At 28.1% G+C, this 978-nt stretch carries 1 protein-coding gene; it reads left to right on the top strand.

All coding sequences use genetic code 11. The features are described 5' to 3' along the window. Positions 1-41 precede the first annotated feature (41 nt). Positions 42-978, top strand: a 937-nt coding sequence (locus ACZQCL_RS07300; protein ID WP_482482498.1) for a YfhO family protein, incomplete at its 3' end; no start/stop codon positions are given.

Raw genomic sequence — 978 nt, 5'->3', positions numbered from 1 at the left:
TTGGATTATTAATTTCACTTGTATTTATAGGCTATTACTTTATGGATAAAAAAGAATGTCTAATGACGTATGCCCTTGTACCTATGGTTGTCTTTACAGGATTCAACTACAATCAGTGCATAGATTTAAAACTCTATAATTCAATGTATTCTAAGAATAAACAAAAATTAATTCAAGGAAACGATTTGAATCAACGAACAGCCGATTTAGATCGGGTGGGTTATAGTGTCAATCGTATCTATGACCCAAAAGAAATGAAGGCATCAAGTTATACGTCAACAAGCAATTCTTTATATAACACTTTCATTTATGACATTATAAAAAGTCCGATTTCCCAATCCAATCGAACAATCATAACAGATAGTGAGAATTATTTATATTTGAGTATGATGGGGATTCAAAATGTATTGAGTAAAGACTCTAATTTATATGGATATAAAGAAGTAGATAGTAAAGGAAAATATAAATTATTAAAGAATAAAAATGTATTTCCAATGGTCTATGTTACAAGTGATACGATGAGTGAATCTGAGTTTGATAAACTCTTTTATCCATATAATTTGGATACCATCTATAATTGCACGATTGTGAATGGTGAAACAAGTAATGATTATGCCTCAAAGATGAAACTTATAAAGAATTTAGATCAATCGATTGTGATTCAGAACAAAAGGAAAATAAAAAAAACAATACCCATTGATTTTGATACTAAAAATAAGCTGATCTGTATTGATTTTGATGTAAAGAATTATACAGATAAAAAGATTTCGATATCCATAAACGGAATGAAGAATACATTGTCAAAAAAACATTCTGTGTATCCAAATGGGAATAAACATTTTACGTATATTCTTTCTAAAAAAGAATTGAAACAATTTGATGTTACTTTATCCAAAGGAAAATATAAGATATCCAATATCCGTGTTTATACATGTGATATGAATGTGTTTGACCGAGTTGTAACTAAAGTAAAACCAT

The organism is Holdemanella sp. (assembly GCF_056804935.1).
Note: the sequence above shows the minus strand (reverse complement) of the source record. Positions and strands in the feature narration are given on the sequence as shown.